The sequence below is a fragment of the Streptococcus sp. 11-4097 genome (genome assembly GCF_018215285.2).
Taxonomy (GTDB): Bacteria; Bacillota; Bacilli; order Lactobacillales; family Streptococcaceae; genus Streptococcus.
The window spans coordinates 19,898-35,477 of sequence record NZ_CP185262.1; the positions used below are offsets into that span (position 1 = coordinate 19,898).

A 15,580-nucleotide genomic window follows, 5' to 3' on the forward strand; every position below is an offset into this window, starting at 1 on the left:
TCAGAGTTAAGTGACGATAGCCTAGGAGATACACCTGTACCCATGCCGAACACAGAAGTTAAGCCCTAGAACGCCGGAAGTAGTTGGGGGTTGCCCCCTGTGAGATATGGAAGTCGCTTAGCTTTAATCCGCCATAGCTCAGTTGGTAGTAGCGCATGACTGTTAATCATGATGTCGTAGGTTCGAGTCCTACTGGCGGAGTAGTTAAGAAAAACAAGAAAGGACACATTTCGTCCTTTCTTTTTTGATGTTTATAGCGATGAAAATCCTTTTTTTGAAGTTTTCAAAGTGTTGACGATTTTATATTTGTCCTTGAGAAAGATTTAAAAAATAGTCTGAAAAATCTAACTTTGAACTGCACCCCAAAAGTTAGACAGAAATAATCTAACTTTTGGGGTATTTTTATTATGAAATTAATTTATTATAATGATAAAGTTAAGATCTATGAACTTAGAAAACAAGGATATGGCTTAGAGAAGCTTTCAAATAAATTTGGGATAAACAATTCTAATCTTAGATACATGATTAAATTGATTGATCGTTACGGAATAGAGTTCGTCTAAAAAGGAAAAATCGTTACTATTCTCCTGATTTAAAACAAGAAATGATTCATAAAGTCTTAAGGGAGAGTACCTAAAATGGGACGTAAGCCAAAAAAGAGACCTGAAGAGAGGACAGAATTAGAACGTCTTCAAGCAGAAAATGAGTACCTGAGAGCGGAGAATGCCATCCTAAAAAAGTTGAGAGAACTCCGATTGAAGGAGAAAAAAGAGAAAGAAGAAAGACAGAAATTGTTCAAGAATTAATGACTGAGTTTTCGTTAGATATTCTTCTAAAAGCCATTAAACTAGCTCGTTCGACCTACTACTATCACTTGAAACAGCTAGACAAACCAGATAAGAACCAAGAGCTTAAAGCTGAAATTCAATCTATTTTTATCAAACACAAAGGAAATTATGGTTATCGTCGGATTCATTTAGAACTAAGAAATCGTGGTTATCTGGTAAATCAGAAAAGAGTTCAACGCTTGATGAAAGTACTCAATTTACAAGCTAAAATGCGACAGAAACGAAAATATTCTTCTCATAAAGGAGATGTTGGTAAGAAGGCAGATAATCTCATTCAACGTCAATTTGAAGGCTCTAAAACAATGGAAAAGTGCTACACAGATGTGACAGAATTTGCCATTCCAAATAGCACGCAGAAATTGTATTTATCGCCTGTTTTAGATGGCTTTAATAGCGAAATTATTGCCTATAATCTTTCAACTTCACCGAACTTAGCACAAGTAAAAACCATGTTGGAACAGTCCTTCACAGAGAAGCACTACGAGAATACGATTCTCCATAGTGACCAAGGTTGGCAATACCAACACGATTCTTACCATCGGTTCCTAGATAGTAAGGGAATTCAAGCATCCATGTCACGTAAAGGTAACAGCCAAGACAACGGTATGATGGAGTCCTTTTTTGGCATTCTGAAATCGGAGATGTTTTATGGTTATGAGAAGTCATTTCAGTCGCTTAGCAATTGGAACAAGCCATTGTAGACTATATTGATTACTACAACAATAAACGAATTAAGGTAAAACTAAAAGGGCTTAGCCCTGTGCAATACAGAACTAAATCCTTCAGATAAATTAATTGTCTAACTTTTTGGGGTCAGTACAATCTGATGCTATGCGTTTTTCTCAATTTAAGATTTTTACCTCAGTCTCTTTTAGTATTTAACACAGTTAATAAGGTCTATAATAGTCTAATTTAGGTAGTAGATTTCTTCCTATTCTGTCAACTTTTCCTAATTGTTATCTTTTTGAGGTTGGTATTTGAGCAATTCAGGATTTTATAATAACTGTTTATAATTTTTTGTTAGAATAAGGTCATAAAAAGAAAAGGAGTATATATTTATGCTACAAAGTATTTATGATCAGATGATGGATTTTTATAGAAATATTGAAGAAGAGTATGGTATGTTCTTCGGTGATAATTTTGATTGGGAACATGTTCATTTTAAGTTTTTGATTTATTATCTTGTCCGATATCGTATTGTGAGTCATCGGGATTTTATCGTTTACCATTATCGTGTTGCTTATCGCTTATATCTTGAAAAATTGATAATGAAACAAGGTTTTGTTGCTTGTTGAGACAATATGAGTTAATTTCCGAACAAACTTACTTTTTTATTGCAATATAATAATAAATAGCCGGAATTTTTTCTAAAACATTTTTTAATAGTTGGAAATAGCAAATCTTTCTATTGTTTCTTCTTGATAAAAAGGCGATTTTTTCTTATAATAAATTGTAAGATATAATTGCAGGTGAGAGTCCTGCCATGTATGTGAGAAAGGAAGAGCCTGAGGGCTCAGACAAGATTATGACTTCAGTTGTTGTTGTAGGTACCCAATGGGGTGATGAAGGTAAAGGGAAGATTACAGACTTCCTTTCAGCGAATGCAGAAGTGATTGCACGTTACCAAGGTGGTGATAATGCAGGTCACACGATTGTGATCGATGGTAAGAAATTTAAGTTGCACTTGATTCCATCTGGGATTTTCTTCCCTGAAAAAATCTCTGTTATTGGGAATGGTATGGTTGTAAATCCTAAATCTCTTGTGAAAGAGTTGAGCTATCTTCATGAGGAGGGTGTGACAACTGATAACTTGCGTATTTCTGATCGCGCGCATGTTATTTTGCCTTATCATATCGAGTTAGACCGTTTGCAAGAAGAAGCTAAGGGCGACAATAAGATTGGTACTACAATTAAGGGAATTGGTCCAGCTTATATGGACAAGGCTGCTCGTGTTGGGATTCGTATTGCAGATCTTTTGGATAAAGATATTTTCCGTGAGCGTTTAGAACGTAACCTTGCTGAAAAGAATCGTCTTTTTGAAAAATTGTATGACAGTAAAGCGATTGCTTTTGATGATATTTTTGAAGAATATTATGAATACGGTCAACAAATCAAGAAGTATGTGACAGATACATCTGTCATTTTGAATGATGCACTTGATAACGGTAAACGTGTGCTTTTTGAAGGTGCACAAGGTGTTATGCTAGATATCGACCAAGGTACGTATCCATTTGTTACGTCATCAAACCCTGTGGCTGGTGGTGTTACGATTGGTTCTGGTGTTGGTCCAAGTAAGATTGACAAGGTTGTTGGTGTATGTAAAGCCTATACGAGTCGTGTAGGAGACGGTCCTTTTCCAACTGAGTTGTTTGATGAAGTGGGAGAACGCATTCGTGAAGTAGGTCATGAGTATGGTACAACAACTGGTCGTCCACGTCGTGTGGGTTGGTTTGACTCAGTTGTGATGCGTCATAGTCGTCGTGTTTCTGGTATCACTAACCTTTCATTGAACTCTATCGATGTTTTGAGTGGTTTAGATACAGTGAAAATCTGTGTGGCCTATGATCTTGATGGTCAACGTATTGACTACTATCCAGCTAGTCTTGAGCAATTGAAACGTTGCAAGCCTATTTATGAAGAGTTACCAGGTTGGTCAGAAGATATTACTGGAGTTCGTAATTTGGAAGATCTTCCGGAGAATGCGCGTAACTATGTTCGTCGTGTGAGTGAATTGGTTGGCGTTCGTATTTCTACTTTCTCAGTAGGTCCTGGTCGTGAACAAACAAATATTTTAGAAAGTGTTTGGTCCTAAGAGATTTTTAAGATTTGTTTAAGATAGGTCGGGTATACTATAGACAGTTACAAGAAGACCTCCTAACTTGTTGTAACAAATATCCTAAACTTTTCTTTTTCATAATAATCTCCCTATAAAGTCACCGCATTCGGTGGCTTTTTTTGTGTTGGGATTCATGATATAATAATAAAATCGATAAGTAGGAAAAGAGAAACGGATGAATTATACAGTTGAAGAAAAAGAAGGCTTTATGAGGGAGGCTTTGAGAGAGGCTGAGATTGCTCTTGAACACGATGAAATTCCAATTGGTTGTGTGATTGTCAAGGACGGAGAAATCATTGGTCGCGGGCATAATGCGCGTGAGGAACTGCAACGAGCGGTTATGCATGCGGAGATTATGGCCATAGAGAATGCGAACCTGAGTGAGGAGAGCTGGCGCTTGCTGGATTGCACGCTTTTTGTGACCATTGAGCCTTGTGTCATGTGTAGTGGGGCGATTGGACTCGCCCGTATTCCAAACGTGGTCTATGGGGCTAAAAACCAGAAATTTGGCGCTGCTGGGAGTTTGTACGATATCTTGACAGATGAGCGTCTCAATCATCGTGTGGAGGTTGAAACAGGAATTTTGGAAGATGAATGCGCAGCTATTATGCAGGATTTTTTTAGAAATAGACGGAAAAAATAATTTTGCTTTTAAAATGAACAGGAATGTGATATAATAAATAGTGGAGCAACAGTTCTGCGTGAAGCGGGTCAGGGGAGGAATCCAGCAGCCCTAAGCGATTTGAATTGTGTGCTCTTTTTTTCGTGCTTTTTCCGAATAAATAAGATAGAATAATCTAGAATAAATGATAATAGAAAAGAGAAGATGATGAAAATTCGTGGTTTTGAATTGGTTTCTAGTTTTACAGATGAAAATTTATTGCCAAAGCGTGAGACAGCGCATGCGGCTGGTTACGACTTAAAGGTTGCTGTGCGTACGGTTATTGCGCCAGGAGAGATTGTCTTGGTTCCGACAGGGGTTAAGGCTTATATGCAGCCGACTGAGGTTCTTTACCTTTATGATCGTTCTTCAAACCCTCGTAAGAAGGGCTTAGTTTTAATTAACTCGGTTGGGGTCATTGATGGGGATTATTATGGCAATACTGGGAATGAAGGGCATATTTTTGCTCAGATGAAGAATATTACAGATCAAGAAGTTGTTCTTGAAGTTGGGGAACGTGTGGTCCAGGCTGTCTTTGCTCCTTTCTTAATTGCAGATGGAGATATGGCTGATGGCGTTCGAACTGGTGGATTTGGATCGACCGGGCACTAGAATGAAGATTATCTTTGTACGTCACGGGGAGCCAGATTATCGTGAGTTAGAGGAGCGTTCTTATACGGGATTTGGGATAGATTTGGCCCCCTTGTCTGAGAAGGGACGGCAGCAAGCCCAGAAACTGAGCACCAATCCTTTACTCCCTTCAGCTGAAATAATCGTATCTTCTGCAGTCACAAGAGCTTTAGAAACGGCTTCTTATGTGGCTTGTGTTACTGGACTTCCTTTGAGAGTGGAACCATTATTGCATGAGTGGCAGGTCTATGAAAGTGGCACAGATAATTTTGAAAAAGCTCGTGCTATATTTCTAGAAAATAATGGGGAGTTACTTCCTAATAGTCCTATTCAATATGAGACAGCTGTGAAGATGAAGTCTCGTTTTCTAGAATGTATGGCTAAGTATCGAGATTACCAGACCGTGATAGTGGTAACTCACAACATGCTCATGCGCCAGTTTGTGCCAAATGAGAAGATTGATTTTTGCCAAGTAATTGAGTGTGAGATAGAGATATAGAAAGAGGTTTATTATCGCAAAGAAAAAAGCGACATTTGTATGTCAAAATTGTGGCTATAATTCCCCTAAATATCTGGGACGTTGTCCTAACTGTGGGTCTTGGTCTTCTTTTGTAGAAGAGGTTGAGGTTGCCGAGGTCAAGAATGCACGTGTATCCTTGACAGGTGAGAAAACTAAGCCCATGAAACTGGCTGAGGTGACTTCAATCAACGTCAATCGAACCAAGACAGAGATGGAGGAATTCAACCGTGTACTTGGAGGCGGAGTGGTACCAGGAAGTCTCGTCCTCATAGGTGGGGATCCTGGGATTGGGAAATCAACCCTTCTCCTACAAGTCTCAACTCAGCTGTCTCAAGTTGGGACTGTTCTCTACGTCAGTGGGGAGGAGTCTGCCCAGCAGATTAAGCTACGAGCAGAGCGCTTGGGTGATATTGATAGCGAGTTTTATCTTTATGCAGAGACCAATATGCAGAGTGTTCGAACTGAGGTGGAGCGCATCCAACCAGACTTCCTCATTATTGACTCTATCCAAACTATTATGTCTCCTGAGATTTCAGGGGTGCAGGGGTCTGTTTCTCAAGTGCGTGAGGTGACGGCTGAGCTTATGCAGCTGGCCAAGACCAATAACATTGCCATCTTTATCGTAGGTCATGTGACCAAGGAAGGAACCTTGGCTGGTCCTCGTATGCTAGAGCATATGGTGGATACGGTGCTTTACTTTGAAGGGGAGCGTCACCATACCTTCCGTATTTTAAGAGCGGTCAAAAACCGGTTTGGCTCCACCAATGAGATTGGGATTTTTGAGATGCAGTCGGGGGGATTGGTTGAGGTGCTCAATCCGAGTCAAGTTTTCCTAGAGGAGCGTTTGGATGGGGCTACTGGCTCGTCAATCGTTGTGACCATGGAAGGGACGCGTCCGATTTTGGCGGAGGTTCAGGCTTTGGTGACACCGACCATGTTTGGAAATGCCAAACGTACAACGACTGGGCTTGATTTTAATCGTGTGAGTCTGATTATGGCTGTTTTGGAAAAGCGTGCAGGACTTCTCTTGCAAAATCAGGATGCCTATCTCAAATCTGCTGGGGGTGTCAAATTGGATGAACCTGCGATTGACTTAGCTGTTGCAGTTGCCATTGCTTCGAGCTACAAGGACAAGCCAACTAATCCTCAGGAATGTTTTGTAGGCGAACTGGGCTTGACAGGAGAAATTCGGCGCGTGAATCGTATCGAGCAACGTATCAATGAAGCTGCTAAACTGGGCTTTACTAAGATTTATGTACCTAAGAATTCCTTGACAGGAATCACTCCGCCTAAGGAAATTCAGGTTATTGGGGTGACAACGATTCAGGAAGTCTTGAAAAAGGTATTCTCCTAATAGTTATGGTCAGCTTTAGATGACTAATTATTTTATTGCTAACATTTATTAAAACAAGGAGGAATTTCTTATGAAATTTTCTATGGACAGTCATATGCAATTTCCTTTGGTAGAGTTGTCACTCAATCAAGGAGAAACGGTCTTTATTCAGCGCGGTAGCATGGTCTACCATACACCTAATGTAAGTCTCAATACCCAGCTCAATGCAAGCGGTTCTGGTTTGGGACGTTTTGTCAAAGCTGTAGGGCGTTCAATGGTTTCTGGTGAAAGCACCTTCATTACTCAAGCTGTAGCAGAGTCTGATAACGGGAACCTTGCTCTAGCACCAGATACTCCTGGGCAAGTAATTGCTCTTGAACTAGGTGAAAAACAATATCGACTGAATGATGGGGCTTTTCTAGCTCTTGATGGTACAGCTTCCTATACTATGGAGAGTCAGTCTATTGGTAAAGCTCTGTTCGGAGGGCAAGGCGGTCTCTTTGTGATGACTACCCAAGGCCAGGGAACTCTCTTGGCCAATGCTTTTGGCTCTATCAAGAAAATTGAGCTACAAAACCAAGAAATAACCATTGACAATGCCCATGTGGTGGCTTGGAGTCAATATTTGGACTATAATATCCACTTAGAAAATAGCTTCTGGCAGTCTATTGGTACAGGCGAAGGAGTGGTGAATACCTTCCGAGGAACTGGTGAGGTCTACGTACAAAGTCTCAATCTTCAGAGCTTTGCAGGATCGCTCAATAAGTATATCCAAAAAGGTTCATAAAAATAAAACTAGGACAGAAGCCCAAGCTAGAAGCTGGATGTCTCTGTCCCAGTTTTTTTATATGAAGGTTGACAACTGACAAGACAAAGAAAAGATGGTAAGATAGGATATAAATAATTTGGTGTTCAAATTATCTGATAGACTAGAAAGTGAGTTGTCATGTCCTATTTTGAAAATTTTTTAAAAGCCAATCAAGCCTATGTAGAACTGCATGGAGATCTTCATTTATCAATCAAACCAAAGACCAAGGTTGCAATCGTAACCTGTATGGACTCGCGTTTACACGTTGCGCCAGCTCTTGGGTTGGCTCTGGGAGATGCTCATATTTTGCGGAATGCTGGAGGGCGAGTGACAGATGATATGATTCGCTCGCTTGTGATTTCCCAGCAACAAATGGGGACAAGGGAAATTGTGGTGCTCCATCATACAGACTGTGGTGCACAGACCTTTGAAAATGGTCCTTTTCAGGAGTATTTAAAAGAGGAACTAGGTGTCGATGTGTCAGATCAGGATTTCTTGCCTTTTCAAGATATAGAGGAGAGTGTACGCGAGGACATGCAACTTCTTATCGAGTCTCACCTAATACCAGACGATGTTGTTATTTCAGGTGCGGTTTACGATGTGGATACAGGAAGGATGACAGTCGTAGAATTATAAATACTTCATTTAGAAAGAAAGTGTATGAAGAAAAACAGCATTTTATTTATTTTTATCTTATTGCTATGTATTGGTTTACAATATGAAACCATCTACTATACGGATGGTTTGATGTCAGGTGCGGAATATGGACTCATGGGAGTTTCTATCTTTCTAGCTCTCTTTTACATGATTCCGGCTCTTTATTTCCTTTTCCGTATTGGGAAAAAATGGGAATTGCCAAAGAAGGCCTTGATTCTGTCTTTATTGGGTGGGATGTTCCTTGCAGGCTGGTTGTCTAGCTTTGCTAATACCTATATCCATGACTTGCTGGGTATTCTTTTCCCAGATAGTGCATTTTTAAATGCCTTTGAAAGTGCTATTGTGGCTCCTTTGGTAGAAGAACCCTTGAAATTATTGCCACTTGTCTTTGTTTTAGCTTTGCTTCATGTCCGAAAATTAAAATCTTTGTTTTTACTAGGGATTGCTTCTGGTTTGGGATTCCAAATGATTGAGGATATTGGCTACATTCGTACGGATTTACCAGAGGGTTTTGACTTTACTATTTCGCGAATTTTAGAGCGTATCATCTCAGGAATTGCCTCTCACTGGACTTTTTCAGGTTTGGCTGTAGTAGGTGTTTACTTGCTTTACAGAGCCTATAAAGGACAGAAGATTGGCAAGAAACAGGGCCTTATTTTCCTAGGTTTAGCCTTGGGAACTCACTTCCTGTTTAATTCTCCGTTTGTTGAATTAGAGACAGAGTTACCCTTAGCGATTCCAGTAGTTATGGCTACTACTCTTTATGGTTTTTATCAGGCTTATCGTTTTGTTGAGAAGCACAATGAGTTGATGAACTAGAATATTTTTCAAAAGAATGATGCAGGGGCACAAATATGGTGCCCTTCTTTTATTTTTGATTGAAAAATAGTGCAAAAAGCGCTACAATGGTAAATGGAAAAATCTTGTGAAAAGCACAAGCGATACATATATACCGGAGGAAATCATGTCTTTTTCTGATTTAAAGCTGTTTGCCCTTTCTTCTAATCAAGAATTGGCAAAACGTGTGGCGCAGGAGATTGGGATAGAGTTGGGGAAATCAAGTGTTCGCCAATTTTCAGATGGAGAGATTCAGGTCAACATCGAAGAATCAATCCGTGGGAAACACGTCTTTATCCTACAATCAACTAGCTCGCCTGTAAATGACAATCTGCTTGAAATTTTGATTATGGTGGATGCTTTGAAGCGTGCGAGTGCAGAATCTGTCAATGTTGTCATGCCTTACTATGGGTATGCACGTCAGGATAGAAAGGCGAGAGCGCGTGAGCCAATCACTTCAAAACTTGTCGCAAATATGCTTGAAGTAGCTGGAGTGGATCGTTTATTGACCATCGACTTGCATGCTGCGCAGATTCAAGGATTCTTTGATATTCCTGTGGATCATTTGATGGGAGCTCCTCTGATTGCGGATTATTTTGAGCGTCGTGGCATGGTTGGTTCTGACTATGTGGTTGTCAGCCCAGACCATGGAGGAGTGACTCGTGCTCGTAAGTTGGCTGAGTTTTTGAAAACATCTATCGCTATCATCGACAAACGTCGCAGTGTTGATAAGATGAATACTAGTGAAGTCATGAACATCATCGGTAAGGTCGAAGGCAAGACTTGTATCTTGATTGATGATATGATTGATACTGCTGGAACGATTTGTCATGCGGCAGATGCCCTTGCAGAAGCTGGTGCTGTTGAAGTCTATGCAAGCTGTACGCACCCAGTTCTTTCTGGTCCTGCTATGGACAATATCCAAAATTCAGCTATTAAGAAATTGGTTGTTTTGGATACCATCTATCTCCCAGAAGAGCGTTTGATTGATAAGATTGAGCAAATTTCAATCGCTCATCTCCTAGGGGATGCTATTGTACGTATCCATGAAAAACGCCCACTTTCTCCACTTTTCAGTATTGAGAAAAAGATTTAAGTTTTCACTTAGAATAAAACATACTCCTAGCAGAAGTGAATGAACTGCTAGGAGGTTTTTATATTAAAAATCTGCAAGCCTTTTCAAAATGTGCTATACTGATGAAAAGGAGGATTTCTATGAGTCAAGAATTTATCAATCCAAGTGATGGCGTGATTCGTCAGTATCTCGCAACGAGTAAAACCCTTGCTGTGGTGGGCTTGTCAGACCGTGAAGAAACAACTAGCAATCGAGTAACCAAGGAAATGCAGGCTCGGGGTTATAAAATCATCCCAGTCAATCCCAAGGCTGCAGGTGGTGAAATATTGGGTGAAAAGGCTTATGCTAGTCTAGCAGAGATTCCTTTTCCTGTAGATATTGTTAATGTTTACCGGCGCAGTGAGTTTTTGCCAGATGTGGCGCGTGATTTTCTCAAGGCTGATGCTAAGATTTTTTGGGCACAGCTAGGACTTGAAAGTCTAGAAGCGGAAGAAATCTTGCGTGCTGGTGGATGTGATGATATCGTGATGAATCGTTGTATTAAGAGAGAACATACACGCTTGATTGAGGAAGCATAAGAAAAAGGTAGCTGGTGGGCTACCTTTTGTGTTAGAAAATGCCGATAAGGGTCTGCATCCCAAGACTGGTCAGGATGATGGCAATCCAGCAGATGGCTCCGAGAACAATGGATTTTCCGCTGGATTTGACCATAGCTACCAGATTGGTTTTGAGACCGATAGCACTCATGGCCATGATAATGAGAAATTTGGAGAGTTGTTTGAGTGGGGTAAAGAAACTACTGGACACACCAAGAGAGGTCAGGAGGGTAGTTAGGAGAGATGCAAGGATGAAGTAAAGGATAAAAAGTGGGAAGACTTTTTTCAGTTGCAATCCTTGCTTATTTTCTTGTTGGCGACTTTGCCAGTAGGAGAGAAAGAGAGTGATGGGGATGATAGCTAGTGTTCGTGTGAGTTTGACAATGGTTGCGGATTCGAGGGTATTGGTCTGGTAGAGACTGTCCCAGGCGCTGGCTGTGGCGGTTACAGAGGAAGTATCATTGACTGCAGTTCCTGCAAAGAGGGCGAAGCCGTCATTGGATAGATGAAGCCAGGTTCCTAGAGTCGGAAAGATAAGTGCAGCCAAGACATTGAAGAAAAAGATAACGGAAATGGCTTGGGCGACTTCCTTTTCCTTGGCATGGATAACAGGCGCTGTTGCAGCAATAGCCGAACCCCCACAGATAGAAGAACCTACTCCAATCAAGGTAGCCAGTTTTGTGTCCAGTGCAAAGAAGCGCTGGAAGAGGTAGGCAACAATCAAGGCTATTGAGATGGTGGATAGGATGACAGGGAGTGAAGATTGTCCGACTGCGAAGACTTGCGAGATATTGAGACCAAAACCAAGCAAGATAACGGCATATTGGAGTAATTTCTTGGAACTAAAGGTCAATCCCGCATCCAGTTGTTTATAAGACGAGAGGAAGGGGTGTAGGAGCATTCCCATAAAAATCGCAAAAACAGGCGCGCCAATCACAGGGAAGAATCCTCCTAAGTACCAAGATAGAATGGAAATGAGAAGGCAGGCCAAGATGCCTGCTCCATTTTTTGATAGAAATGACATAAAAACCTCCAAATAGAATCTGTTACCATTATAGACCTGTAAAGAGGAAAAGTAAAATAGAAAGTGGAGATAACAATTATTTGACAAGTAGTGCTAATTATGTAATAATAATCCTACAAGAACTGTAACGAAGTCTTGGCAAAAACAAAAATACCAGAGCTCCACCTCTGGTATTTCTTTTTGTCCAGTTACATTAAAACTAAACTCAGGTTATATTTTTTTGTCGCGCTTATCTAACCACTTTCTGACTATCCACTCAGAAATGACATTACCGGTAATAGTAATCAGTAATGGTGCTAGAATAACTGTAACGAAGATTAGCAAAAACTCACCTCCAAACTAAGTTCGTTAGTGGAGTTGCGACAAATCCATTTTAACATACTTCAATTTGTCATGCTAGCGTTATTCTATCATGTATTTTTGCGGTCGGGGGGCTTTTGTAGTATAATAGAGATACGTTTTGAAAGTAGGAGGTATCTATGGACTTAACTAAGCGCTTTAATAAACAGTTAGATAAGATTCAAGTTTCGTTGATTCGTCAGTTTGACCAGGCTATTTCGGAGATTCCTGGGGTCTTGCGTTTGACCTTGGGGGAACCTGATTTTACAACGCCAGATCATGTCAAGGATGCGGCCAAGCGAGCGATTGACCAGAACCAATCCTACTATACAGGGATGAGTGGCCTGCTGACTCTACGTCAGGCAGCCAGTGACTTTGTTAAGGAAAAGTACCAACTGGACTATGCTCCTGAAAATGAAATCTTGGTTACAATTGGGGCGACAGAGGCTTTATCTGCTACTTTGACGGCTATTTTGGAAGAGGGAGACAAGGTGCTCTTGCCAGCTCCTGCTTATCCGGGTTATGAACCAATTGTCAATCTAGTTGGGGCAGAGATTGTCGAGATTGACACAACTGAAAATGGTTTTGTCTTGACACCAGAAATGCTAGAGAAAGCTATTTTGGAGCAGGGTGACAAGCTCAAGGCGGTTATTCTCAACTATCCAGCTAATCCGACAGGAATTACCTACAGTCGGGAGCAGTTGGAAGCTTTGGCAGCTGTTTTACGCAAGTACGAAATTTTCGTTGTCTGTGATGAGGTTTACTCAGAATTGACCTATACAGGGGAAGCCCATGTATCTCTGGGAACTATGTTGAGAGACCAGGCTATTATTATCAATGGTTTGTCTAAATCACATGCTATGACCGGTTGGCGTTTGGGACTGATTTTCGCTCCTGCTGCCTTTACAGCTCAGTTGATCAAGAGTCACCAGTACTTGGTTACTGCCGCAAATACCATGGCTCAACATGCTGCGGTGGAAGCCTTGACGGCTGGTAAAAACGATGCGGAACCTATGAAGAAGGAATACATCCAGCGTCGGGACTATATTATCGAGAAAATGACTGCTCTTGGTTTTGAGATTATCAAACCAGACGGTGCCTTCTATATCTTTGCTAAGATTCCAGCGGGCTACAATCAAGACTCCTTTGCTTTTCTGAAGGATTTTGCTCAGAAGAAGGCTGTTGCCTTTATCCCTGGTGCTGCCTTTGGGCGTTACGGAGAAGGCTATGTGCGTCTGTCTTATGCAGCCAGCATGGAGACTATCAAAGAAGCCATGAAACGACTTGAGGAGTACATGAGAGAAGCATGATTCAGTCTATCACGAGTCAAGGCTTGGTGCTCTACAATCGCAATTTTCGTGAGAATGATAAGCTCGTCAAGATTTTTACAGAGCAGGCTGGTAAGCGGATGTTTTTCGTTAAACATGCTGGCCAGTCTAAGCTGGCACCGGTTATTCAGCCCTTGGTGCTGGCACGATTTCTCTTACGAATCAATGATGATGGGCTCAGTTACATTGAGGACTATCATGAGGTGATGACCTTTCCCAAGATTAATAGTGACCTCTTTGTCATGGCTTATGCGACCTACGTGGCAGCTCTTGCCGATGCTAGTTTGCAGGACAATCAGCAGGATGCTCCCTTGTTTGCTTTTTTGCAAAAGACTTTGGAGTTGATGGAAGCTGGCTTGGATTATCAAGTTTTGACCAATATTTTTGAAATTCAAATCTTGACTCGATTTGGAATCAGCCTCAATTTTAATGAGTGTGTCTTCTGCCATCGGGTCGGTCAGGCTTTTGACTTTTCTTTCAAATATGGAGCCTGCCTCTGTCCAGATCATTATCATGAGGATGAGAGACGTTGCCATCTCAATCCCAATATCCCTTATCTGCTCAATCAATTTCAAGCCATTGATTTTGAGACTTTGGAGACCATTTCGCTCAAGCCTGAAATCAAGCAAGAGCTACGCCAATTTATGGATCAACTCTACGAAGAGTACGTTGGGATTCACCTAAAATCAAAGAAATTTATTGATTCCCTAGCAGACTGGGGACAATTACTAAAAGAGGAAAAGAAATGAAAAAAATCGCAGTAGATGCCATGGGGGGCGATTACGCACCTCAAGCCATCGTTGAGGGTGTCAATCAAGCCCTAGCTGACTTTTCAGATATCGAGGTTCAACTCTACGGAGATGAAGCTAAAATCAAGCAATATCTGACAGCGACAGAGCGCGTCAGCATTATCCATACGGATGAAAAGATTGATTCAGACGATGAACCTACGAGAGCTATTCGGAAGAAGAAAAATGCCAGTATGGTATTGGCGGCCAAGGCTGTCAAAGAGGGTGAAGCAGATGCTGTCCTATCGGCTGGGAATACAGGTGCTTTACTAGCAGCAGGATTTTTCATCGTGGGTCGTATCAAGAACATCGATCGACCTGGGCTTATGTCGACTTTGCCGACTGTAGATGGGAAAGGTTTTGACATGCTAGACCTCGGTGCTAATGCAGAAAATACAGCCCAGCATCTCCATCAATACGCGGTTCTAGGTTCCTTCTATGCTAAAAATGTCCGTGGCATTGCGCAACCACGTGTTGGCTTGCTCAACAATGGAACAGAGAGTAGTAAGGGCGACCCGCTTCGAAAGGAAACTTACGAATTACTAGCAGCTGATGAAAGTTTGAACTTTATCGGAAACGTGGAAGCGCGTGATTTGATGAATGGCGTTGCGGATGTTGTCGTGGCAGATGGTTTCACGGGAAACGCTGTGCTCAAATCCATTGAAGGGACAGCCATGGGAATCATGGACTTGCTCAAGACCGCTATTACAGGTGGTGGTCTGCTAGCGAAACTAGGCGCCCTCCTTCTCAAGGATAGCCTCAGAGGTTTGAAAAAACAGCTCAACTACTCAGATGTTGGTGGAGCAGTCTTGTTTGGTGTCAAGGCACCGGTTGTCAAGACTCATGGCTCAAGCGATGCCAAGGCTGTTTATAGTACAATCCGCCAGATTCGTACCATGCTAGAAACAGACGTAGTTGCCCAGACTGCGCGTGAATTTTCAGGAGAATAAAAGAGATGACAGAAAAAGAAATTTTTGACCGTATTGTGACTATTATCCAAGAGCGACAGGGAGAGGATTTTGTCGTGACAGAATCCTTGAGTCTGAAAGACGACTTGGATGCTGACTCAGTTGACTTGATGGAGTTTATCTTGACGCTGGAAGATGAATTTAATATCGAAATCAGCGATGAGGAAATTGACCAACTCCAAAGTGTAGGAGATGTGGTAGAAGTCGTCAAAAGTAAAGAATAGCAAGAAGCAAGATAAGAGGAGTTGCATGTTGCTAAGAATGTAGATAAATATCCTATTTGACAATTATCTACATTTTAATCTTTATAAATATATATTTTAGGTAGGACG

At 41.3% G+C, this 15,580-nt stretch carries 16 protein-coding genes, 1 tRNA gene, 1 rRNA gene, 1 other RNA gene and 1 pseudogene; 19 read left to right on the plus strand and 1 reads right to left on the minus strand.

The window, feature by feature from the left end; translation table 11 throughout:
• Positions 1-6 precede the first annotated feature (6 nt).
• From rrf to KB197_RS00165, 15 genes and pseudogenes are all read left to right on the plus strand, one after another.
• A 5S ribosomal RNA gene (gene rrf, locus KB197_RS00095) occupies positions 7-122 on the plus strand.
• A 5-nt stretch (positions 123-127) separates the two neighbouring features.
• Positions 128-201 (plus strand) — tRNA-Asn (locus KB197_RS00100).
• A 206-nt stretch (positions 202-407) separates the two neighbouring features.
• Positions 408-1,638 (plus strand): annotated as a pseudogene (locus KB197_RS00105) (IS3 family transposase).
• 268 nt (positions 1,639-1,906) lie between these two features.
• Positions 1,907-2,143: a sigma(X)-activator ComW gene (gene comW, locus KB197_RS00110; protein WP_064275756.1), complete on the plus strand. Its 237-nt coding sequence runs from the start codon at positions 1,907-1,909 to the stop codon at positions 2,141-2,143.
• Between the two features lie 230 nt (positions 2,144-2,373).
• Positions 2,374-3,660, plus strand: coding sequence for an adenylosuccinate synthase (locus tag KB197_RS00115; RefSeq protein ID WP_001832534.1), 1,287 nt, complete (start codon positions 2,374-2,376; stop codon positions 3,658-3,660).
• 199 nt (positions 3,661-3,859) lie between these two features.
• Entirely contained in the window at positions 3,860-4,327 is a 468-nt protein-coding gene (tadA, locus tag KB197_RS00120; protein WP_064275757.1) for a tRNA adenosine(34) deaminase TadA, read from the plus strand.
• A 32-nt stretch (positions 4,328-4,359) separates the two neighbouring features.
• An RNA gene (gene ffs / locus KB197_RS00125) (signal recognition particle sRNA small type) lies at positions 4,360-4,457 on the plus strand.
• 56 nt (positions 4,458-4,513) lie between these two features.
• Positions 4,514-4,957, plus strand: a complete 444-nt coding sequence (locus tag KB197_RS00130; RefSeq protein ID WP_004257643.1) for a dUTP diphosphatase — start codon at positions 4,514-4,516, stop codon at positions 4,955-4,957.
• On the plus strand, positions 4,917-5,474 hold the full coding sequence (locus KB197_RS00135) for a histidine phosphatase family protein (RefSeq protein ID WP_004257648.1): 558 nt from the start codon (positions 4,917-4,919) through the stop codon (positions 5,472-5,474). The genes KB197_RS00130 and KB197_RS00135 overlap by 41 nt, the downstream gene beginning before the upstream one ends.
• A gap of 13 nt (positions 5,475-5,487) precedes the next feature.
• Positions 5,488-6,849: a DNA repair protein RadA gene (gene radA, locus KB197_RS00140; RefSeq protein WP_421127968.1), complete on the plus strand. Its 1,362-nt coding sequence runs from the start codon at positions 5,488-5,490 to the stop codon at positions 6,847-6,849.
• Between the two features lie 70 nt (positions 6,850-6,919).
• On the plus strand, positions 6,920-7,615 hold the full coding sequence (locus KB197_RS00145; RefSeq protein ID WP_049491939.1) for a TIGR00266 family protein: 696 nt from the start codon (positions 6,920-6,922) through the stop codon (positions 7,613-7,615).
• A 159-nt stretch (positions 7,616-7,774) separates the two neighbouring features.
• Positions 7,775-8,272, plus strand: a complete 498-nt coding sequence (locus KB197_RS00150) for a beta-class carbonic anhydrase (RefSeq protein ID WP_070842477.1) — start codon at positions 7,775-7,777, stop codon at positions 8,270-8,272.
• 24 nt (positions 8,273-8,296) lie between these two features.
• A complete protein-coding gene (locus tag KB197_RS00155) occupies positions 8,297-9,112 on the plus strand; it encodes a PrsW family glutamic-type intramembrane protease (RefSeq protein ID WP_212573907.1) in 816 nt (271 codons plus the stop codon).
• A 145-nt stretch (positions 9,113-9,257) separates the two neighbouring features.
• A complete protein-coding gene (locus KB197_RS00160; protein WP_000010168.1) occupies positions 9,258-10,226 on the plus strand; it encodes a ribose-phosphate diphosphokinase in 969 nt (322 codons plus the stop codon).
• A gap of 119 nt (positions 10,227-10,345) precedes the next feature.
• A complete protein-coding gene (locus KB197_RS00165; RefSeq protein ID WP_000076477.1) occupies positions 10,346-10,783 on the plus strand; it encodes a CoA-binding protein in 438 nt (145 codons plus the stop codon).
• A 31-nt stretch (positions 10,784-10,814) separates the two neighbouring features.
• On the opposite strand, the gene KB197_RS00170 is transcribed toward KB197_RS00165, so the two are convergent.
• A complete protein-coding gene (locus tag KB197_RS00170; RefSeq protein WP_064275760.1) occupies positions 10,815-11,825 on the minus strand; it encodes a YeiH family protein in 1,011 nt (336 codons plus the stop codon).
• Positions 11,826-12,304: 479 nt separating this feature from the next.
• Between KB197_RS00170 and KB197_RS00175 the strand changes: the two genes are divergently transcribed.
• The 4 genes from KB197_RS00175 to KB197_RS00190 are packed head-to-tail and all read left to right on the plus strand — an operon-like array spanning position 12,305 to position 15,472.
• The gene (locus KB197_RS00175; RefSeq protein WP_064275761.1) at positions 12,305-13,474 is read left to right on the plus strand and encodes a pyridoxal phosphate-dependent aminotransferase; all 1,170 of its coding nucleotides are present in this window, start codon (positions 12,305-12,307) and stop codon (positions 13,472-13,474) included.
• On the plus strand, positions 13,471-14,241 hold the full coding sequence (recO, locus tag KB197_RS00180; RefSeq protein WP_064275762.1) for a DNA repair protein RecO: 771 nt from the start codon (positions 13,471-13,473) through the stop codon (positions 14,239-14,241). Before KB197_RS00175 ends, recO begins: the two co-directional genes overlap by 4 nt.
• Positions 14,238-15,230, plus strand: coding sequence for a phosphate acyltransferase PlsX (plsX, locus tag KB197_RS00185; RefSeq protein WP_064275763.1), 993 nt, complete (start codon positions 14,238-14,240; stop codon positions 15,228-15,230). The genes recO and plsX overlap by 4 nt, the downstream gene beginning before the upstream one ends.
• A gap of 5 nt (positions 15,231-15,235) precedes the next feature.
• Positions 15,236-15,472 carry an acyl carrier protein gene (locus KB197_RS00190; RefSeq protein WP_000136444.1) on the plus strand — a complete coding sequence of 79 codons (237 nt, stop codon included), beginning with the start codon at positions 15,236-15,238 and terminating at the stop codon, positions 15,470-15,472.
• The last annotated feature ends 108 nt before the right edge of the window (positions 15,473-15,580 follow it).